Origin of the sequence: Vibrio echinoideorum, assembly GCF_024347455.1 — a bacterium.
GTDB lineage: Bacteria > Pseudomonadota > Gammaproteobacteria > Enterobacterales > Vibrionaceae > Vibrio > Vibrio echinoideorum.
Window position 1 is genome coordinate 991,630 of sequence record NZ_AP025484.1, and the last position, 20,289, is coordinate 1,011,918.

The following is a 20,289-nucleotide window of genomic DNA, read 5'->3' on the forward strand; positions in this document are numbered from 1 at the left end:
CACCATTTGCAAGCTCATCAGTCGTGGTTTAATTTCAGGACAGTTACGATCAAAAAAGCCCCAAAACATTATGCTAGGGGCTTATTAAATTTGTTTTAGCAGCTAGCTCTATTTCAATTCAACAGAGCGAGTTGATTACTTCGCGCCTAGAGCCGGAGCCGTTTTAGCGTGAGTTAAGTATAGAGGAATACAAGTGAACAGCAGACCACCAACAATGTTACCTAGGATAGTAGGTACAAGGTTGTAGCTTAACCAAGTTGTGATACCGAAATCTGCACCTAGCATCATGCCTAGTGGGAATAGGAACATGTTTACAACTGCGTGTTCAAATACAAGTGCGAAGAAGATGAAGATTGGTAGCCACATTGCTGCAATCTTGCCTGCAACCGTACGAGCAGTCATGTTACCGATTACACCGAGACATACCATTAGGTTACACAAAATACCGCGAACGAAACATGTGATCCAACCATCTGCGCCTAGGTTTTCAAAACCAACAGTACGAGCCGTTGCGATAGCCATAAACTTCTGACCAACTGCGTTTGGTTCCATGCTGAAGTTCATTGTTAGTGATTGAGCAATCAGTGCAGCAACAATAAGAGAACCAATTAGGTTACCAAGACCAACTAGACCCCAACAACGTAATACGCGACCCCAAGTAACACCCGGACGGTTATCAAATTTCGCTAGAGGTGCAAGACCAAATACGCCAGTCACTAGGTCGTAACCCATTAAACTAAGGATACAGAAACCCACTGGGAACACGAGTGCGCCTACAATGCCGATACCTGTTTGAGTAATAGCAGTGATAGCAACTACAACAGCAAGAGACAAGATGATACCAGCCATAGTGCCGCGTAAGATAAGATCACGAGTACTCGTTTTGATCTTAGCTTCACCGACATCGATCATCGTTTGTACAAATTCTACAGGTTTTAAAGCAGACATAAGATTGTCCTTAAAAGTTAAAATTAAAAGTTAAAATTGGATAGGAAAAGATTCTAGTTACCGAACTAAGGCAATGTCGGGAACTAGAACCCTTGAACTATCAAATCTTGATATATATCTGATTATGCTGAAATTTCTACAGCACCTTTGGTAATGCGAGTTTTATACGCTTTTACGCTAAAGTTCTCGTCTTCCATGCAAACACCTGTTGCTAGGTTAAAGCGCTGCTTCTTAAGCGGGCTTGCCACCCAAAGCTCACCTTTATGCTCAACCGTTAAACCGCGAGATAAAACGTTTGATTGGAAAAACGGGTCAGTATTGCTAATAGCGAACACTTCTTCAGCTTTGGTTGGGCGAAAGATAGCAACCTGTTCACCACCAACCAACGCACATACACCTGTACCTGGAATAATATCTTCGATCTTACAAACTTTGGTAAATGCCATGATGTCGTCTCCCAATTAAACCAGTTCAACGTGAAGGATGTCGCCCTTCGCTTCTGGGTGTTTTTCTGTAAATGTTGCAGGACGGTGTTGTTCACGGCCATCATCAACAAACACAACATTTTCATCACGGTCATCAGCATTGATGAAGTGTGAGAAACGTTTAAGTTGAGCTTCGTCGTTGATTGTATCTGTCCATTCACAAGCGAAGTTACCCACAAGACCAGCAATGTCAGTTTCAAGTTGCTCGTTGATGCCTAACTTGTTATCAACGATCACTTCACGTAGGTAATCAACACCACCTTCTAGGTTGTCCATCCATACCGAAGTACGTTGAAGCGGAGCAGCCGTTCGAATGTAGAACATCATGAAACGGTCGATGTATTTCAACAGTGTTTCTTGGTCTAGGTCGCTTGCCAGTAAATCTGCGTGACGAGGTTTCATACCACCGTTACCACACACGTACATGTTCCAACCCGCGTCTGTTGCGATGATACCTAAATCTTTACCTTGAGCTTCAGCACACTCACGAGTACAACCAGACACACCAAACTTCATCTTATGAGGAGTACGGATGCCTTTGTAACGGTTCTCGATCATCACGCCTAGGCCAACTGAATCTTGAACACCGTAACGACACCAAGTTGAACCGACACATGTCTTAGCCATACGAAGTGCTTTTGCGTAAGCTTGACCCGTTTCGTAGCCTGCCGCGATTAACTTCTTCCAGATTGCTGGTAAGTCATCCTTTTGAGCACCGAACAGACCGATACGCTGTGCACCAGTAATCTTGGTGTAAAGGTTGTATTCAGCCGCAACATCCGCAAGAACGCTAAGTGCTTGAGGCGTTACTTCACCACCCGCCATACGAGGGATAACAGAGTAAGTGCCGTCTTTCTGAATGTTACCTAAGAAGTTATCGTTGGTATCGTGCAGTTTCACTAGCTCAGGCTTAAGGATGTGCTCACCCCAGCAAGAAGCAAGGATAGAACCCGCTAGAGGTTTGCATACTTCACAGCCGTAGCCTTTACCGTATTTCTCTAGTAACTCGTCGAATGTTTTGATTTCTTCGATACGAATCAGGTGGAAAAGCTCTTGGCGAGAGTAAGCAAAGTGCTCACAAACGTCGTTCTTCACTTCAACACCCGCTTTAGCTAGTTCAGCGTTTAGTACTGAAGTTACTAGTGGAATACAACCACCACAACCCGTGCCCGCACCAGTGACTGCTTTGATATCACCAATAGTGTGGTGACCTTCAGCGACTGCTTGAGCAATCTTGCCCTTGGTTACGTCGAAACAAGAACAGATAACAGCGGTTTCTGGCAATGAGTCAGCGCCAAGCGTTGGTTTTTCACCACCAGCGTGAGCAGGAAGAATCAATGCATCTGGATGTTCTGGTAGGTCGATTTCGTTCAACATAAGTTGAAGAAGGTCACCGTAATCAGAGGTGTCACCCACCATTACAGCTCCAATAAGTTTCTTATTGTCTTCAGAAACGATTAGGCGTTTGTAAACTTCTTGCTCTTCGTTTTGGTAAACGTAGCTCTTACAACCAGGTGTACGACCATTCGCATCACCAATTGAACCTACTTTCACGCCCAAAAGCTTAAGCTTCGCAGACATGTCAGCACCTTCAAATGTGCTGTCATTACCTACAACGTGGTCAACCGCTACAGTCGCCATTTTGTAACCAGGAGCAACTAGGCCATAGAACGTTTGGTTCCAAGACGCACACTCACCAATCGCATAGATGTCTTTATCTGTCGTTTGACAGTGGTCGTTAATCTCGATACCGCCACGAGGTGCGATACCCAAGCCCATTTGACGAGCAAGTTTGTCTTGTGGACGAATACCAGCAGAGAATACGATGAAATCTGTTTCGAGCTCTGTTCCGTCTGCAAAACGCATCACGTTACGAGCTTCAGTGCCTTCAGGAGCAATCTCAAGCGTGTTCTTGCTTGTATGTACGTTTACGCCCATACGTTCGATTTTTTGACGAAGTTGATTACCACCCGCTAGGTCAAGTTGCTCAGCCATTAGCTTAGGAGCAAACTCAACAACGTGTGTTGTCACGCCAAGTGCTTTTAGTGCACCAGCCGCTTCAAGACCTAGTAAACCGCCACCAACAACAACACCAGACTTAGAATTCTTAGCGGTTGCTTCAATAGCTTTTAGATCTTCGATTGTGCGGTAAACAAAACAGTCTTTACCTTCGTTGCCTTTAATTGGCGGAACGAAAGGGAAAGAACCAGTAGCAAGAACAAGTTTGTCGTATTGGATTTCACGGCCAGTGCTTGAGTAAACCGTTTTTTTCTCACGGTTAACGTTGATTGCACGTTCACCGATCAGCATGTTTATGCCGTTTTTCTCGTAGAAGCCTTCTTTAACTAAAGAAAGTTCGTCTGCAGTGTGGTGTGAAAAGTAAGAAGAAAGGTGCACACGGTCATACGCAACACGTGGTTCTTCACAGAACACCGTAATGTCCATGTTCGCAACATCTGTCTTCTCGACTAAATCTTCGATATAGCGATGACCGACCATCCCGTTACCGATTACGACTAGCTTCATCTTGCTCATAAGAATTCCTGAAGGTTATATATTTCTTAACTACGCGAATAATGAATTATGAAAGAAAATGAAAATATGATGTAAATCAATTACGAAAACAAACTACCCCAAAGGGGTAGAACAAAAGAGGTAGATCTGCTTAATTATCAGGCTAAGCAAACGAATAACCGTAGTTTTGATAGGGTTTAGCGGGATTTTATATACACTTTGGCGCACTAGAAAGAGTGTTGTAAAGTTTCACAATAGGTTAGCAAAAACGTAATTGAATGACAATCATTTTCATTTATTGACTTAACACAACACTGAAAATTACGTTAGTTTCAAAATTCATGAAGAACTATGTGCAGTTATGAAGAGGTATCGCCCGAATCAAAGATCAAAAAAGAACATTGAATCATAATGCCATCTATTTTATTCAAGACAAACCGTGACAAACAAGTCGAAAAATGTCCTGTGATTATTAACTAACCTTGAAGAGAAAGCTTTCCCAGTTAGCAAAATGTTAATTTAATTGATCCAGCACATACACCCTTCAAATTCACTAGGGCTATATCAAATCCAACTTCCAACCAAGCGGTGAATAAATTAAGATTATTGAAAATAATTCTCATTTAATAGAGCCAACGACTATGCGTGTACTTCTACTGATTTTAACTATCATTGCCACTCCTGCACTTGCCGAAACGAAAATAATCAAACAAGTCATGGACATGAACTCTGAAAACATTGACAAAATGTACCAATTTATCCCTGACTATGTAGAAATCGAACCCGGTGACAAAGTGTTGTTCCAAGGTACCGTCGGCTCTCATACCGCTCACAGTATTCAAGGAATGCTTCCTGAAGGCGTGAAGCCAATCATGATCTCAGGTTCAAATGCACAAGAAGTCACATTCGATAAGCCAGGTGTGTATGGCATCAAATGTAAAGTTCATCACCGACATGGAATGGTTGCGTTGGTTGTTGTTGGAGATCCAGGTGTCAATATTGAAGAAGCGCGCAATGCAGCTAAAAAACGCGTAAGCCGCCGAGCACAGAAGAAGATGCAAGGTTTACTCGATCAAGCCGAAAAACTTGTCCAGTGACCTGTTGAACAGAAGGTTCTATCAACAAAAACAGCGCAAGTTAGCGCTGTTTTTGTGTCAATGGAAACGTTGAATGCTCTTCCCTAATATACAACTACATCAACCACCCCGTTCTAAACGACACACCCACCACAACAAACAGAATTGAAAGGATTGTGACTGGCACAATATGAAACGCCATATCGACAAGGTTGTCTTTAGATAACTTAGGTATCACCCGAAAACGCGCATCCAGAGCGAATAAAACCGTTAAAAATAACAACGTCAGTTTAGCTGCTATGCCATGCGCCAGCGGAATCGACATATCAAACCATAAGCTAACGTCCGGCAACATATGATAAGCAAGCATCAAACCCGTAACGACTTGTATCACTAAAGCGGGCATACCCACTTTTTCATACCCTTGCTCAAATTCCAGTAACATTTCTGGAGAACGGTGTTTCAAGACTTTCGGCAAGATAACTAGGCTAAGAATAATGTGGCCCCCAGTCCAGATGGTTGCCGCTAATACATGCAAAACTAATAACACGCCAAACATAGACTTCCCTTACACAATGTTACGCGGAGCAAAGGAGAAACCTTGGAACTCTCGCTTATATTTAGACTCACCAATTTTCTTTATTTTGGCGACGCCCATTTTGTAGTTGTAGTTACCACTGATTTGGTCAACTACCCTTGTTGTTAACGCATTCGCTGGGTTCTTCATGTCCATCATATTGCAATAAAGTACACCTTGTTTCGTTGTCGGTGTGACAATCGCCACAGCCTTTATCTCCGCGTAGTCCAATTGAATATGCCCGTTTTTCATCAGACGACTAAACTGAAAGTCGTCCGATTCAACACCCAAGATCGTATCTTTGAAATTTGCGACGCGCTCTGAGTAAACCAACACCTCATCCCCAGCTTCGATTCCTCGTTTTGCCGCGTCTTCTGGATGAACTTCAATCCAATTCTCAGGCCAACGATGGGTTATGTAGGGTCTACGCTCAGTATCATCAAACCCTGATTGCCAAATTTCGTTAATGCGACCGTTGGAAAACCATAACTCGTCTTGTTTGGGAGCAAGCCACGCATGGAAATCACTGAACAAACCCCACGGATGCTTTTGAAGGTTGACCTTCCCTGTCTGACTGTTGAACCGCGTGAGTTGTTTACGCATGATATTCGCGCCTTGTGGGCCGTCTTGTAAGCCTTTCTCGACCAAATCATCCCAGCTCATTTCGGTATCGTGCAATCGCTTAGTGCCAATTAGCTTTTTGGTATCGTAATTGTAAAAAACGGGTCCCTGAATACCTTCAGTACCAAATTCAGCCAGTTTTTGATGGAGAGTTTTACCTTCAGCATGAGCGGCGACTTTGATCATATTGAAATCTTTGCGACTTCCTCGGCTAAAGCGCGATGATTCTTCGGCGACATCATTCGAATTCTGCCAATCAAACCCATCGTACCCCATTCGCGAAGCCATTTGAGCGACAATCCACCAGTCGGGCTTCGCCTCACCCGGTGCATCAGAGAACTTCTGGTAAAGACGTAATCGACGCTCACCATTAGCACGCATGAAATCCTCTTCCCCCCAAGTCGCTGCTGGAAAGATGATATCGGCGAATTGTTTACCAATAGGATCGCGCAAGTAGATATCTTGATTAATGACAACCATTCCGCCTGAATCTGCACGCTTTTTTAGAGCATCAATAATATGTTGTTTATCACGTCGCATCGCTTGGTGTGGGTTACGCGTCGTTAAGTCGGTGAATTTCTCTTTTAGGCCATAGCTACCACACATGGCTTGAATCCAAGTGGTGCCAATAACATGTGCCATGCGTGTGTGCCCAGAATAAAGATATCGGTCGGTATCTATTGAACGTCGGCGCCTACCTGCCAGTTTTTCAGGGGATTTGTTTCGTGGTAATTTCCCACCAGCCAACCCTCCACGTTGGTGACCACCAAATCGACCAATAACGCGCCCTTCTCGCCCACCCGTTCCAATAATGGTTGCAAGTGATGCAATAGCGTTGGTATTACCGGTATTGTTCGACCAATAGAAACCTTTTTCTATACCAATCGACGACTTCACTCGCTTACCGTCAACCGGCATCGCTAACATTTCAGCAGCTTTGTGGATCTTCTCGACATCAATACCAGCAACCGAGGCTGCGTATTCCGGCGCATACTCTTTTTGAGATAAGTTCCACTGCTTATAATCGTCAAAACCGTCTGTTTGGAATTTGCCCCAAGTCGTGCGCCATTGCCAAGGTGTGTTACGCGTACCCTGACCAAAACCTGAGCTCGATTCCCATTTGTTATTGACCCAGTTTTCAATCCACTCGTTATCTTGCCAACCATGTTCAAGGATCACTCGCGCAATAGCGCCAATGACTAAGTTATCGCTTCCAGGGTTTATATCGAGATGTAAGCCACCTTGCGCTTTAAGCCATGCAATACCTGCCGTTTCGCGAGGGTTTAGAATGACGGTTTTCATTCCACGATGAACCGCAGGCATTATGAATTGGGTAAAAATAATTGTTTTAGTTTCATACGGATCGGTTCCGCAGATCATCAAGGTATCTGCCGCGCCCCAATCATCATAACTCGGTGCGAAATTATCAAAACCAGCGTCTCGAAAGCCCGGAGTTGCGGTGACATCTGAAGGCGTGTCATGGAACGAAAAGTTAGCTGTATTAACATGACGCAATGCATATTTTGTTATCGCATACGTATTTTCAATATACTGATAGGAGTAGGTTTTAACGCAGTAACTGTTTGAACCATGAGTATCAATAACGTGGCGCCCGACTTGAGCTGCAATATCTAGCGCGAAATCCCATTCGACAGGCTGCAACTGACCATTGATTCGAATTAGCGGTTGCTTCAAACGATCTTTGGTCGGCGTTTCAGGGTTGTACAATTTCCTTGCAAGCAACCCGCCACGAACCGAAGAGTCGCCACCTTTGTTCACCACCTGTATGTCTTTATCTGCAACCACAACAACATGGTGTGGTTTGCCATTGTGCGAAACAATATTATGTTGCTGTGGCGAAACCCAAGCTTGTAATGCATGAACAGGGAAGTCGACAGCAAATGCATTTTCGTTAGCACGAGCTCCACCTGAAGGGCTATTTACAGGCCAACGATAAACCTTATAACCACACGCCACGATACAATAATCACAGGCTGTCGTGATAACTTCAGCATGAACAGGAGGCAGCAAAGTATTGGTCGGTTGGAGGTACTGACGGTTTAAAGGAGATTGATTGCTTGAAGAAGATTCTCTCATTTAACCTACCTCCACATCGATTAGGTTTTCCATTCGACCAAAGATCAAGCCCATAACCCCTACCGCATAAATATCATCGCCTTCTAGCTCCAGCACTACTTGAGGTAAGCTTTCAAACGCTTGTCCAGAAACCATAATGCCATGGCGTCGTAAATCAAATGTAGACAGATGGAATGGACACTGCCCGACGATACGGTGATCGCCTGTTACTTTATACGCTCCTGCTAATGGCCCACCTTGGTGAGTACAAGTCATTGAATAAGCCACTATGTCGCGCTTTTGCCCTATTCCCCCGCCGCACTCAATATCGGCTTTAACTAGCATCGCAATGGCGTTTTTTCCTTCGTCTGGATACTGAAAATGAACAGGAGTGTGATCACTTAGTTCGCTCAATTTTGCAATTTTCTTACGTGGATAACCCACAATACGGCCTTCAACCTGAATCTCAGAATCCGTGCCTGCAAATAAGGAAAGAGGAACTATTGAAACAGCGGTAGCCGCTCCTGAATACAGTAAAAAATCACGTCGTGACATCATGCATTTATTGTGTTCCTTACTGGAATTTTGCTTCAAATTAGCGATCATTTTTTTACCCCAGCAAGTTCTTCTTTAGTAAATAGCGGTTGGTATTCAGGAATTTTAGGTTCATCAATAGAAATCTGTTCACCTGAGAATGCCTCAACAAAGCTCAATAAGTTCTTTTTATCTTGTTCCGTTAAACCAAGAGGTTGAATCAAAACAGACTTGGTTTGAGGAAACCCTGTCGTGCGTCCGTCATCAGCTACGCCACCTCGGCCATAAAAATCGATCACCGCTTCTAAAGTTGGAATGGTGCCATTGTGCATATATGGTGCGGTGTACTTTGTATAACGTAAGCTTGGCGTTCGAAATTTCCCTAACATTTCTTTACGTTTGGCACGAAAGTAAGCACCTGGGTCAGCCTTCAAAGTACGGTACATTTCTTCAGTGACCCCTTTTGAATAAAGCTCAAAACGAAACGTTATCTGCGCTAAGCCATCATCATTCCACCAAGGGCTTGGCGGTACACCAATGTTGTAGAATTTTTGGTCGGATGCCAAAGAACCGTTGTGACAAGCAATACAGTTCGCTTTGCCTTCAAACAACGCTTTTCCTTTCAATTGGGATTCAGACAAGGCTGTTTCATCACCGAGTAAATAGTTGTCTATTGGTGTGTCACGTTGAACCATAGTGCGTTCAAAGGCAGAGATGGCACGCCAAGCGTTGTGAATTTTTGGCGTATCGTCACCAAACACTTGCTTAAAGCGTTCTACGTATTCTGGTACTAATGCCAAACGCGCTTCCATAATGTCATCTTCGCCATTGCCCGCAACCGCACCTTTCGCAGCATCTTTTGCTTGTGCCTCTAATGACATAGCACTGCCCGCCCAAAACAGTTTATTGTAATAAGCCGAGTTGATAATCGTTTGGCTATTACGCCAGTGCACCGTGCCTGGGTATCCCATAGAAAGATCATCGGGAAAACCCCAACCTTGAGATTGAATATGGCAACCAGAGCATGGGCTTGTAGTGTCACCGCTTAAACGGCCATCAAAAAACAAGATTTTCCCTAGCTCAATTTTTTCGGGTGTTTGTTTGTTGTCCGCAGGAATCGGAACTTCGCCGAGCGGTGCTAGCTTAAGGCTTGCGTTGACAGTATTTGGTAAGAAAACACATCCCATAAACAGAGAAGAAGCCAACAGCCAGGCTGATTTTTTAGTTGCGAGCATTTGACCAGTCCTCCGTAAACTCATAGCCGAAGTCATACTCTAGCCATTCATATTGACTACCTACTAACGGGTCACCGGACAATGATTGCAAAAATGCTATCAACGCCTGTTTCTCTTCAACCGTTAAAGAGAGCGGTTTTATGCGTGGATCTTTATTGGAATCAGTGCCGCCCCCTTGGTTATAAAACTCGACCACTTCCTCAAGAGTGAGCAGCATTCCGTTATGCATGTACGGAGCCGTCTGAGAGAGCTCTCGTAGTGTTGGAGTAATGAACTTACCTCGATCGCTTCCGTCAGCTTTATGGGTTTGAACGTGGGCACCGACGTCACGCTTTAAAATGAGGTAGTCTTGAACACCCATGAACATGTTGTAAGCCAGAAAAGACTGATGCCTCATTGGGTCTAGAAATATCTCGTTGTTCTCAGGTACACCGGTGTTGTGAGCCTTGCCATCAGTAAATAAGGGGCCGCTATGACACTGGCTACACCCGCCCTTCCCTGAGAACAATTGCTCTCCCTGCTTTGCCAACAAGCTAAGTTCGTCTTTATCGAAAGGGGCATTATTCGAAGTCAGTGTTTTGAGATATTCAGGCAGGGCTTTACGCACACCTCCATTTGAAGGTTCGCCTAGGTTGGCCGCTTTAAACATTTTGACGTATATGGGGTCTTGTTTTAGACGCTCTTGCATCAAACGCATGTCCATATTCATCAACCAGTCTTCGGTAATATTCTCCCGAACTACATCGTTTAAATTAGTGCCAATGCGTCCGTCATGAAACCAGACTTCTTTGTAAACAGTATTAATCAGTGTGGGTGCATTACGAAAGCCATCACTGCCTGTATATGCAGGGCTCAAAGGTTCAGGAAACGAAAAACCGTGAGCTGGGATATGGCAACTCGAACATGATATCGAATCGTCTCCAGACAAACGCGTATCGAAAAACAACCTTTTACCTAACTCTGCTTTAGCTGGATCAATATTCAAGGGGGGTAAAGCAGCATGTAGACTCACCGAAAAAAGTGCGCACAATCCTACAAAACTTTTTTGTGCGAAGCTTTGGCCTATAGAGCTTAGTCGTGAAACGCTCATTGGCATTCCTTTTCGGATTACTATTAATGCGCTCTATTATTAACACGTGAAACATTAAAGATATGATTAGGATCATACAATTCGAAATGATAAGAGTTATTATTCAAACTTGTTAATCCAGTGGTGCTTAACCCGATGTCTCTTGATAAATTACTTAACCATGTCGAACATATTTTTCTTACTGGGGACGTGTCCGATCAAATTCTGGCGATACAAATTCTCTCAAGGTTTCCAAACACTAAGCACTTACTGTTAAAAGGATTGGATTCCAACATCATCGATGTCGTTATCACCAGCCTCGAATGCCTAGCTTTAGACAAACACGCTCCTATCGAAAGTATCATTCATACCCTTCAAAATTGGGATGACAGCGAAGTTAAATTGGCCGCACTAAATGCTATTGAACACAATCAAGGTTCAGAACAAGCTGACGAATTCTTGGTAGAACTAATCTGCGACGACAGCGATTATTGGGAAGGTGATTGGAATGACGGTGATGATATACGTTTGAATGCCGCGCGAATTTTGAATCATCACGAACATGACTTAAAACGCGACCAAGCTCTGCGCTTATTATCCCTATTTCAAAATGACCTAGAACCAGACTTGAGAAGCCGTCTTATTTCAGTATTATCTCGTCATTCAACCACTTTACTTGAAGAAGGCGATTACCTAACGCGTATAACCGATACCCGGGTCGCCCTAAAAAGCACATCAAATAAAATTTCGCTGTACAAAGGCACTCAGCACCAAGATTTACGTTGCCAACAAATCGCCTTCCAGCGCTTATCAGAAATGAATTGCCGCGAGTATTTACAACTATTCTTGACTGGCCTTTCACACTCAGATTCAAAGATCAGACGAACATCGCTAGATACATTGGCGAGCTGGAATTATCAAATAGCTCTCAAATACCTTGGAGGTAATGGGCTATGGTCAGAAATACCCATAAAAACCGTTTCCGTATTATTGAGCAGCAGTGACAAGCAACACCTTATTAATCGATGGCAAGTTCAACAACATCCAACCCAAACACTAACGGCGATACTGTGGTTAATTTCGAGCTTAGAGGTTTCGCATATACAACAGCAGCTCGATCGTTTTATGCCGATTTTCTACAAGAAATTCTCTAATTTAGACGAAGTAGTTCAACTCGATTGCCTCAATATCTTATTTGACGAAACAACACATATCCTAAGCGTTGCCTTTATTCGTCAACAGTTGCAATCTAACACCATCAGTAACTCCGTAAGACAACAACTCATTGAACACCTTGCTCATACTTCACTTACCGAACATCAAGCCTATCTAAAAGAGCTCGTTATCGGTTTACCGGAAATTTTCACCACCGATAATATAGAGAAACAAGAACCCCTCGCGCTTGCTCAATCTCAAGGAAAAAATGACTTTGGCGAAGACGATGCGCAACCACTTGTTACTTCAACACTTGAAGCGCTAACTCGAACAACACATTCAAAACCTCAAGCAAAAAGTGTTTCCAAGAAACGAGTCCATATCGAAGAATTGACGAACCAACCTTTGGCAATCAAACATTGTAGAAACGGACAATGGTTAGTTGAGCTGTGCTCTGAGCAAACAGTTGCGAACCTCACGGAAACCACGCTTCATGCATTAATTATTGCCTTACATCGCAATAATATAAGTTTCACCCATATTGAAACGCAGCACCTTAGTCATTTAGTGTTTGAGCTAATCGTGGATGTTGATTGCTCAAACCTAGATAGTATTGTCGATTGGCTAGGTACAAGCTGGATAAAACAACACCGTTTGCAACTTATGGAGTTAGAAAGCCTTCCATTACAAACCTGTTTAGTGCCATATACCACTGACGAACCAGAGCTACTAGCTTTGTTAAAGCACCCATACATTAGCATTCAGATAGCGGCTCTCAAGCAATTAAAACAGTCAACGTCTCATGCTCACGAAGAGTTGATTAACTTGATTTTGGATGAACCAATCCTTTACCCTCAAATCAATCATTTTGAAGCTAATACTGTCTACAACGTACTTCTACAAGAGGTCCAACACTCACCATCAGTCGCGCTTCAGGCAATGCTTTCCTTTATTGGAACATCCGATAGTCACACGATATAAACGTTTGGGTAGTCCACGATAGATAGAACGAAAGATAGGAATTTCAGATACAAAAAAACCAGCCACAAGGACTGGTTTTTTCTAAATGATGGAGGCGCCTCCCGGAGTCGAACCGAGGTCCACGGATTTGCAATCCGCTGCATAGCCACTCTGCCAAGGCGCCTTCAATGAGTGTTTTAAGAGAACTACTCTCTCAATCACTACTAAAAGTAGCAATCAAATAGATGGTGCCCCGGGCCGGACTTGAACCGGCACAGCGCGAACGCCGAGGGATTTTAAATCCCTTGTGTCTACCAATTCCACCACCAGGGCACGCAATTCTTTATTGCGATGCCGATTACTGAAAAGTAAAACACCATCTTAATGTCAAAATGAATCAACATTACAAATTTTGGAGCGATACATCGGGTTCGAACCGATGACCTCAACCTTGGCAAGGTTGCGCTCTACCAACTGAGCTAGTATCGCATTTTCATTCTTCTACTCATCCCTTCGCATAAACAAAAAGAAGAAAGAGAATGGAGGCGCCTCCCGGAGTCGAACCGAGGTCCACGGATTTGCAATCCGCTGCATAGCCACTCTGCCAAGGCGCCTTTATCAACATAAAAATATATTGAAGTGTTTAAAGAGAACAACTCTTTGTTCAACACTCTACTCAAAGTAGAAACTAGATAGATGGTGCCCCGGGCCGGACTTGAACCGGCACAGCGCGAACGCCGAGGGATTTTAAATCCCTTGTGTCTACCAATTCCACCACCAGGGCAACGCAATCATGCGATGCTGATTACTGAAGAGTAAAACACCATCTCTCAGCGACCTAAGCCGTGAGAACGAGGTGTACTTTAACGGATGAAAAAAATTCGTCAACAATAAATTTTATCTTTTAATTCAAGTGATTAATTATCGAACTCAAACGAATGAATTTAGTGCAGCTTGTACGGTTCTTATACGTAGATTTTGATTTTCAATTGCGACTCGCCAGCAAGAATCAAACTTTAAGAGCGAGACTCAACTTTTATACTCCACTTATTCCGTCTATTTTAAGTGGAAAACGAAATACTAAGCCGTTTTAATGTGCGTTTCACATTCAACGACTAGAGTTTTAAGTGACTCTTATTATGAAGTAAAAATGTGAAGCCACTAAAACGATATCAATATGAACGCTATGCCGTGCTCTGCAACCTCGCCTACCCTAGAGTTTTTAAACAAACACGTTATGGGTTTGATCCCAATGGACAACGCATCATAAAGAATCAGTTTGGTAAAACCATGATTCGAGTCTTATGGAGCAGCGACAAGGACGAAGTGGTTGTCGTTATCAAAGGTTCACACAGTGTTTCTGACTGGCTACTCACTTTTGCACTGTGGACCAGAAGCTGTAAAAGGATTGGGTTGAACTACCGTATACATGCTGGTTTCTACCATCTTATGTTCCAAGAAAGTCAACCAAGCCGCAACGAAGACAAACTTGGGCAGACCGTTATCGAACGCTTAGAAGCCACGCTGATGCCTTTGTTAGAACAAGGGAAAAGGATTTCTATCACCGGGCACTCTTCTGGCGGCGCTATTGGTTGTGTATTTGCTGATTACTTCGAGCAAAAATATCCAGGTTGCATAAAACGAATTGTGACCTTTGGGCAACCTGCAATTGGTGATTGGAGTTTTAAAAAAAACTACCGTTTAAGTAAGAAAACCTACCGTATCTGTTGTGACATCGACATCGTGACTTTCATGCCGCCCGTCCCTTTATTATATTGGCACGTCGGAAAAGTGCTTTGGCTTTACAACGGAAGAATCTACGAAAATACACCGACACTTATTCGTCTCGGCCGTTCTATTTTTAGTTGGCTGATAAGACCCTTTTCTTATCACTTAATGAGTAAATACATTCGCAATAAAGATTTCTTTGACAAGCATTAAGCCGATAACACGGATAACTGAGTGAAAAAGAGCACAAACCTGTCATGGTTAGTGCTCTTAGATAGTTGTCACTGATAGTCACTCTAACTAAATAGTTTTAACTTTGATGTTAGAGCTTAAATCGTGACAATTCTTGTTTCAAATCGCTTGCTAAGTGGCTCAATTGATCAGCTTGTGAAACTGCATCTGTTGCATCAAGCGCCATCACGTCACTCACCTCACGAACAGACTCAGTATTCACGTTAATTTCTGCTGTAACCAATGACTGCTCTTCAGCAGCAGAGGCTATTTGGGTCGCCATGTCACTGATCATTTGGATTGCCTCACGGATTTGAGCCAAACTTTCTCCGGCCATGTCTACATCGTGCACGCTTGTTTTCGCCATATCGTGGCTTTGTGTCATCACTTTAACAGCACCGCTAGTCGCTTGTTGTAAGCGCTTGATCTTGTCTTCGATCTCTTCCGTTGAAGCATGAGTTCGTTGTGATAGCACCCGGACTTCGTCGGCAACCACCGCAAAACCACGACCTTGTTCACCCGCCCTCGCCGCTTCAATCGCCGCGTTGAGTGCAAGTAAGTTAGTTTGCTCAGCAATTTCACGTATTGTCGCTAAGATTGAAGCAATTTGCTGACCGTGCTCTTCGAGCTCACTAATAATAGAAACGGCGCTGGTTAACTCAATAGATAGCTCATTGATTGATGATTGGCTCTTCGCCATTTGTTGGAAGCCTTGTTCGCTTAGTTCAACTGAATGGCTCGCACTTTTCGCAGTGTTGTCTGCATTACACGCGATTTCAGAGGTTGCTGTCGCCATTTCGGTTACAGCTGTTGCTACCATAGTTATCTCGTCTTGTTGTCGACTTACGCTATCGCTGCGTTTTAATGCGCTAGTGTTCGCGTGTTCTGCACCGTTATTCATCGCGGTTGAGACTTGGCTAACGTTCTTCATCATTTCATGAAGCCTATCGACAAACACATTAAACTTATCGGCAAGTTGCCCAACTTCATCTTTACTCGATACCTGAAGACGTTGTGTTAAATCACCTTCCCCTTCAGCAATATCAGCTAGAGCTTCGCTCACTCGACCTAATTCAACTAATTGACGAGCCACAAACCACGACGTTGCCGCCGCCATAACGATCAATACAACCAACCCTGTGGTTATCTGACTGACCAGCATATCGAACAACGGTTGCTCTAATACGTCTTTGTCCGTGCGACCTGAGGTCGTATGAAGCGTTGTTCACCGCTTTATGAGTGAACCGTCTGTATCACCAGATGAACCTACGAGCCTGAATAAAGCAGCGGCTCGGACAATGTAACGAAACTTGGCCGTTGGGCTGAGTGGGAAAAGAATCGTGAGAGGACGTTCCTCCTGAAAACCACAATTCGGGTAAGTGCTAGGTAGTCAGTATGATGAACGTATGTGAATCCATTCAAGGTGCGTTATACGTTGAAGCAGCGGAAGTGGTTAATACGCTGTGGCCAAAAGGCAACGAGAGTTGGAAAGAGGTTGGACAGTACTTTTTCGTGATCGCCGTACTCTCCGCACTATAGTGGGCATCTAAGCTGACATTTTACGTAACATACGGAACAGGGTAAGCCTGTATCATTCCCTTTGGGAAAGCCTTTGTGGCCGATAGTGATGCAGGTATAGGAGGTCGGAAAAAGCGAAAGCTACATTGTAATGATGCAGATACAGACTTATGTCTGATCACGAAAGTGAGCCCACTTCCGACTGGTCTCCCATTGCGAGAGAATTTGAAGAACTTAATTCAAGGAGAAAAGCAAATGGTGATCTCGAAAGAGATTAGTGCATCTTCTGACGGCGCTCAATGGCAGTCCATCGACTGGAAATCCGTTGAAGCACACGTATTGAAGCTTCAAATGCGTATCGCAAAAGCAACTAGAGAAAAGAAATACAGTAAGGTGAAGTCCTTACAGTGGCTCTTGACTCATTCTCGCTCAGCCAAGCTTCTTGCGGTTAAGCGAGTCTCTCAGAATAAAGGCAGTAAAACGTCTGGAATAGACGGTGTCACCTGGAACACAGATGTACGCCGTATGAAAGCAGTCAATCAACTGAGCCGCAAGGCTTACTCTGCAAAACCACTCAAACGTATCTACATTCCCAAAAAGAACGGTAAGCTCAGGCCATTGGGTATTCCATGCATGATTGATAGAGCGCAACAAGCCCTCCACCTTCTAGCATTAGAACCAGTGTCCGAAACGCTTGCCGACCTCAATAGCTATGGGTTTAGGACAAATCGCAGCACGGCTGACGCCGTCAGTCAGTGTTTCAAATGTTTGGCTCTAAAGCGATCAGCGAAATGGGTTCTTGAGGGAGATATTAAGGCTTGCTTCGACAAAATCGGGCATCAATGGCTTATGGACAATATCACGGTAGATAAACGTATGTTAGAACAATGGTTAAAGTCTGGCTATGTGGATAAGGGTCTGTTCTATGATACCGATGAGGGTACACCTCAAGGTGGAATAATCTCTCCAACCTTGATGCTAATGACTCTCGCGGGAATAGAGCAACAAATAAAATCTACAGCCCTGAAAAAGGGGGCTAGAGCCAACTTTATCGGTTACGCGGATGATTTCGTGGTTACTTGCTCTTCAAAGGAAGTGCTAGTGAACGACATCAAACCGTTGATTGCTGGCTTTTTGGCAGAAAGAGGGTTAGCCCTCTCCGAAGAGAAAACGAAGATCACTCATATTGATGATGGCTTTGACTTTCTAGGCTTCAATCACAGGAAGTACAAAGGGAAATTGCTCATCAAGCCGAGCAAATCCAACACGTTGTTATTCTTGAGAAATCTACGAGAACTCATTAAAAAGCACGCAACCATCCCTGTTAACGATCTTATCAAGTTGATAAATCCGAAACTCAGGGGATGGGCGAATTACTATCGCCACTGTGTTGCTAAACAAATATTCGGGTATGTCGGCCACAAACTATTCCAAGCGCTATGGCACTGGGCAGTTAGACGTCATCCAACCAAGTCCAAAGACTGGGTTGTTCATAAGTACTTCCTCAATCGTAAAGGCCAGTGGCAATTTCACGGTTGGCAGAAAATCATGAACATGGACTGTCACTTCAATCTGTTCCAAATAGCGAAAGTGCCTATCGAAAGACACGTGAAAATTAGGAGTGCTGCGACCCCTTTTGACCCTCAATACCAAGAATACTTGGCGAAGAGAAAACCCAAAAGGCTAGCTCGTAACTCTTGGAACGAACCTGCTTCGACTGCTTTATAAGTTGCTGGGTATCAATGATGCCTTAGTGGAGGCTTGAGCCGTATGCAGTGAAAGTTGCACGTACGGTTCTTAGAGGGGCGACACTTGGTAACAAGTGTCGTCTACTCGACATTTCAATCACAAGTAGCCAGTCAGTACCTTTAATTGGCTCAGCCATGATAACTCGTTCAGCACCATCCACTTTTGTAAAAATTGTCGTCAGATTTTGTGCAGCGCTGTTTAAACCAGAAACACTCAGCTCAGGTGCTATATCGTTGACTTGCTTTAGGATGAAGTCTTTATTTTTATGAGCAACGACCGTGCCTTGCTTATCAATCAGAATAGCACGCCCATTACCTGGAACCTGAATGGCCAATACATCGTCAATCAGCTTATCCAATGCGAGGTTTGACGCCACAACACCAACAATTGAACCGTTTTCGGTCACTGGGTCTGTTAAGGTCACGACTAAGGTTTGCATTGTGACACTCACATAAGGCTTGGTAGTGACCGCACGGTTTTCCGCTAAGGTTTGTTTGTACCAACCTCGGACTCTAGGATCATACCCAGCTTTATTAAGTGAAGGATCGTGACGGAACATCTCACCTTGTTTGTTACCGTAGTAGCTCAGTCCAAAACCACCAGACACAAGGGTTTGACGTAAATGTGGCACTATATCTAATGACGGGTTGAGCTGAACTTGTTGTTTGAGTCCGTGTACTGCTTGTTTCTTATCGTAAAACCAATCACCGATACCCTTGGCATGCGCCTGGAGTGTGTTTCGACTTTCACTCTCTATAGATTGCCAACTGTTATTTTGAAACGTCTTATAACCCATGAAAAGAAGAATGGCAGATGTAACAGCAATCGCCAAAACTACAGAGAAAACCATTTTTCTCTTTAGACTAAATTGCATATTTAAGAACCTCTTATTGAATAATTAAAGAAAATCAAGAGGGACACTATCACTCATACGCATGTTTTAATTAGGGTTATCCCATAGAATAATGAAACAAATTGAGCATTATGATTAATTGTGACTTTGATTTATTTATCGGTTTATCAACAAAGGCTCGACTTAGGATTCCACCCAAATGGCGTTGGGTTTAGCAAATATTAAAGGGAGAAATGGGGTAGTCAGAGATGAAGAAGCCAGAAACGAAAAAACCAGCCACGAGGACTGGTTTTTTCTAAATGATGGAGGCGCCTCCCGGAGTCGAACCGAGGTCCACGGATTTGCAATCCGCTGCATAGCCACTCTGCCAAGGCGCCTTCAATGAGTGTTTTAAGAGAACTACTCTCTCAATCACTACTAAAAGTAGCAATCAAATAGATGGTGCCCCGGGCCGGACTTGAACCGGCACAGCGCAAACGCCGAGGGATTTTAAATCCCTTGTGTCTACCAATTCCACCACCAGGGCACGCAATTCTTTATTGCGATGCCGATTACTGAAAAGTAAAACACCATCTTAATGTCAAAATGAATCAACATTACAAATTTTGGAGCGATACATCGGGTTCGAACCGATGACCTCAACCTTGGCAAGGTTGCGCTCTACCAACTGAGCTAGTATCGCATTTTCATTCTTCTACTCATCCCTTCGCATAAACAAAAAGAAGAAAGAGAATGGAGGCGCCTCCCGGAGTCGAACCGAGGTCCACGGATTTGCAATCCGCTGCATAGCCACTCTGCCAAGGCGCCTTTTTACATCAACACTTTGGAAAGCCTAGTAAGGTACCCCGCTGTGTTCGGGTGCCTACTTTACGGATTGAAGGAGGATAGTCAAACAAAAAAGTGAATTTAAATTCCGTTTGCCGACATTTAAATCAAATTGCTGCATGTTCGATCTCTTGA

At 43.8% G+C, this 20,289-nt stretch carries 13 protein-coding genes, 9 tRNA genes and 2 pseudogenes; 5 read left to right on the top strand and 19 right to left on the bottom strand.

Annotated elements, in window-relative coordinates; genetic code table 11:
* Positions 1–135 precede the first annotated feature (135 nt).
* From OCV36_RS20645 to nirB, 3 genes are all read right to left on the bottom strand, one after another.
* Positions 136–948 carry a formate/nitrite transporter family protein gene (locus OCV36_RS20645; protein ID WP_017076010.1) on the bottom strand — a complete coding sequence of 271 codons (813 nt, stop codon included), beginning with the start codon at positions 946–948 and terminating at the stop codon, positions 136–138.
* A 122-nt stretch (positions 949–1,070) separates the two neighbouring features.
* On the bottom strand, positions 1,071–1,394 hold the full coding sequence (gene nirD, locus OCV36_RS20650; RefSeq protein WP_017076011.1) for a nitrite reductase small subunit NirD: 324 nt from the start codon (positions 1,392–1,394) through the stop codon (positions 1,071–1,073).
* Between the two features lie 15 nt (positions 1,395–1,409).
* A complete protein-coding gene (gene nirB / locus OCV36_RS20655; RefSeq protein ID WP_017076012.1) occupies positions 1,410–3,968 on the bottom strand; it encodes a nitrite reductase large subunit NirB in 2,559 nt (852 codons plus the stop codon).
* Between the two features lie 620 nt (positions 3,969–4,588).
* Here nirB and OCV36_RS20660 point away from each other — a divergent pair.
* Entirely contained in the window at positions 4,589–5,044 is a 456-nt protein-coding gene (locus OCV36_RS20660) for a plastocyanin/azurin family copper-binding protein (protein WP_017076013.1), read from the top strand.
* A gap of 94 nt (positions 5,045–5,138) precedes the next feature.
* On the opposite strand, the gene OCV36_RS20665 is transcribed toward OCV36_RS20660, so the two are convergent.
* Genes OCV36_RS20665 through OCV36_RS20685 form a run of 5 tightly spaced genes read right to left on the bottom strand, consistent with a single transcriptional unit; the run spans position 5,139 to position 11,156 of the window.
* Positions 5,139–5,582 (bottom strand): CopD family protein, encoded by a 444-nt coding sequence (locus OCV36_RS20665; protein WP_135458619.1) that lies wholly within the window; start codon positions 5,580–5,582, stop codon positions 5,139–5,141.
* Between the two features lie 9 nt (positions 5,583–5,591).
* Complete coding sequence (locus OCV36_RS20670) at positions 5,592–8,318, bottom strand: arsenate reductase (azurin) large subunit (RefSeq protein WP_210114734.1); 2,727 nt, start codon at positions 8,316–8,318, stop codon at positions 5,592–5,594.
* Positions 8,319–8,903 (bottom strand): arsenate reductase (azurin) small subunit, encoded by a 585-nt coding sequence (locus tag OCV36_RS20675; protein WP_135458617.1) that lies wholly within the window; start codon positions 8,901–8,903, stop codon positions 8,319–8,321. It abuts the gene before it with no gap.
* Positions 8,900–10,066, bottom strand: a complete 1,167-nt coding sequence (locus OCV36_RS20680) for a cytochrome-c peroxidase (RefSeq protein ID WP_135458614.1) — start codon at positions 10,064–10,066, stop codon at positions 8,900–8,902. Before OCV36_RS20680 ends, OCV36_RS20675 begins: the two co-directional genes overlap by 4 nt.
* Positions 10,053–11,156 carry a cytochrome-c peroxidase gene (locus OCV36_RS20685; RefSeq protein ID WP_135458612.1) on the bottom strand — a complete coding sequence of 368 codons (1,104 nt, stop codon included), beginning with the start codon at positions 11,154–11,156 and terminating at the stop codon, positions 10,053–10,055. Before OCV36_RS20685 ends, OCV36_RS20680 begins: the two co-directional genes overlap by 14 nt.
* 135 nt (positions 11,157–11,291) lie before the next feature.
* Here OCV36_RS20685 and OCV36_RS20690 point away from each other — a divergent pair, with 135 nt between their 5' ends.
* Entirely contained in the window at positions 11,292–13,271 is a 1,980-nt protein-coding gene (locus OCV36_RS20690) for a HEAT repeat domain-containing protein (protein ID WP_102556163.1), read from the top strand.
* A gap of 89 nt (positions 13,272–13,360) precedes the next feature.
* On the opposite strand, the gene OCV36_RS20695 is transcribed toward OCV36_RS20690, so the two are convergent.
* The 5 genes from OCV36_RS20695 to OCV36_RS20715 form a co-directional block, all read right to left on the bottom strand.
* A tRNA-Cys gene (locus tag OCV36_RS20695) sits at positions 13,361–13,434 on the bottom strand.
* 62 nt (positions 13,435–13,496) lie between these two features.
* Positions 13,497–13,583 (bottom strand) — tRNA-Leu (locus OCV36_RS20700).
* Between the two features lie 80 nt (positions 13,584–13,663).
* Positions 13,664–13,739 (bottom strand) — tRNA-Gly (locus OCV36_RS20705).
* 51 nt (positions 13,740–13,790) lie between these two features.
* Positions 13,791–13,864, bottom strand: a tRNA-Cys gene (locus OCV36_RS20710).
* An 83-nt stretch (positions 13,865–13,947) separates the two neighbouring features.
* A tRNA-Leu gene (locus tag OCV36_RS20715) sits at positions 13,948–14,034 on the bottom strand.
* Positions 14,035–14,402: 368 nt separating this feature from the next.
* On the opposite strand from OCV36_RS20715, the gene OCV36_RS20720 reads away from it, so the two are divergent.
* Positions 14,403–15,191 carry a lipase family protein gene (locus tag OCV36_RS20720; RefSeq protein WP_135458610.1) on the top strand — a complete coding sequence of 263 codons (789 nt, stop codon included), beginning with the start codon at positions 14,403–14,405 and terminating at the stop codon, positions 15,189–15,191.
* A gap of 109 nt (positions 15,192–15,300) precedes the next feature.
* Here the strand turns inward: OCV36_RS20720 and OCV36_RS20725 are convergent.
* Positions 15,301–16,404, bottom strand: a pseudogene (locus OCV36_RS20725) (methyl-accepting chemotaxis protein); the annotation flags it as partial.
* Positions 16,405–16,604: 200 nt separating this feature from the next.
* Here OCV36_RS20725 and OCV36_RS20730 point away from each other — a divergent pair.
* Positions 16,605–16,748 carry a hypothetical protein gene (locus OCV36_RS20730; RefSeq protein ID WP_165910097.1) on the top strand — a complete coding sequence of 48 codons (144 nt, stop codon included), beginning with the start codon at positions 16,605–16,607 and terminating at the stop codon, positions 16,746–16,748.
* A 234-nt stretch (positions 16,749–16,982) separates the two neighbouring features.
* On the top strand, positions 16,983–18,455 hold the full coding sequence (gene ltrA, locus OCV36_RS20735; protein WP_198590918.1) for a group II intron reverse transcriptase/maturase: 1,473 nt from the start codon (positions 16,983–16,985) through the stop codon (positions 18,453–18,455).
* Positions 18,456–18,564: 109 nt separating this feature from the next.
* Here the strand turns inward: ltrA and OCV36_RS20740 are convergent.
* The 5 genes and pseudogenes from OCV36_RS20740 to OCV36_RS20760 form a co-directional block, all read right to left on the bottom strand.
* Positions 18,565–19,350, bottom strand: a pseudogene (locus tag OCV36_RS20740) (cache domain-containing protein); the annotation flags it as partial.
* A 282-nt stretch (positions 19,351–19,632) separates the two neighbouring features.
* A tRNA-Cys gene (locus OCV36_RS20745) sits at positions 19,633–19,706 on the bottom strand.
* A 62-nt stretch (positions 19,707–19,768) separates the two neighbouring features.
* Positions 19,769–19,855: transfer RNA gene (locus tag OCV36_RS20750), tRNA-Leu, on the bottom strand.
* An 80-nt stretch (positions 19,856–19,935) separates the two neighbouring features.
* Positions 19,936–20,011 (bottom strand) — tRNA-Gly (locus OCV36_RS20755).
* 51 nt (positions 20,012–20,062) lie between these two features.
* A tRNA-Cys gene (locus tag OCV36_RS20760) sits at positions 20,063–20,136 on the bottom strand.
* Positions 20,137–20,289 lie beyond the last annotated feature (153 nt).

Bases quoted from the DNA above. Each gene is read 5' to 3' on its own strand.
- OCV36_RS20645 (WP_017076010.1), bottom strand. From the start codon at position 948: ATGTCTGCTTTAAAACCTGTAGAATTTGTACAAACGATGATCGATGTC.
- OCV36_RS20680 (WP_135458614.1), bottom strand. From the start codon at position 10,066: ATGCTCGCAACTAAAAAATCAGCCTGGCTGTTGGCTTCTTCTCTGTTT.
- OCV36_RS20660 (WP_017076013.1), top strand. From the start codon at position 4,589: ATGCGTGTACTTCTACTGATTTTAACTATCATTGCCACTCCTGCACTT.
- OCV36_RS20670 (WP_210114734.1), bottom strand. From the start codon at position 8,318: ATGAGAGAATCTTCTTCAAGCAATCAATCTCCTTTAAACCGTCAGTAC.
- nirD (WP_017076011.1), bottom strand. From the start codon at position 1,394: ATGGCATTTACCAAAGTTTGTAAGATCGAAGATATTATTCCAGGTACA.
- ltrA (WP_198590918.1), top strand. From the start codon at position 16,983: ATGGTGATCTCGAAAGAGATTAGTGCATCTTCTGACGGCGCTCAATGG.
- OCV36_RS20690 (WP_102556163.1), top strand. From the start codon at position 11,292: ATGTCTCTTGATAAATTACTTAACCATGTCGAACATATTTTTCTTACT.
- nirB (WP_017076012.1), bottom strand. From the start codon at position 3,968: ATGAGCAAGATGAAGCTAGTCGTAATCGGTAACGGGATGGTCGGTCAT.
- OCV36_RS20675 (WP_135458617.1), bottom strand. From the start codon at position 8,903: ATGATCGCTAATTTGAAGCAAAATTCCAGTAAGGAACACAATAAATGC.
- OCV36_RS20730 (WP_165910097.1), top strand. From the start codon at position 16,605: ATGATGAACGTATGTGAATCCATTCAAGGTGCGTTATACGTTGAAGCA.
- OCV36_RS20685 (WP_135458612.1), bottom strand. From the start codon at position 11,156: ATGAGCGTTTCACGACTAAGCTCTATAGGCCAAAGCTTCGCACAAAAA.
- OCV36_RS20665 (WP_135458619.1), bottom strand. From the start codon at position 5,582: ATGTTTGGCGTGTTATTAGTTTTGCATGTATTAGCGGCAACCATCTGG.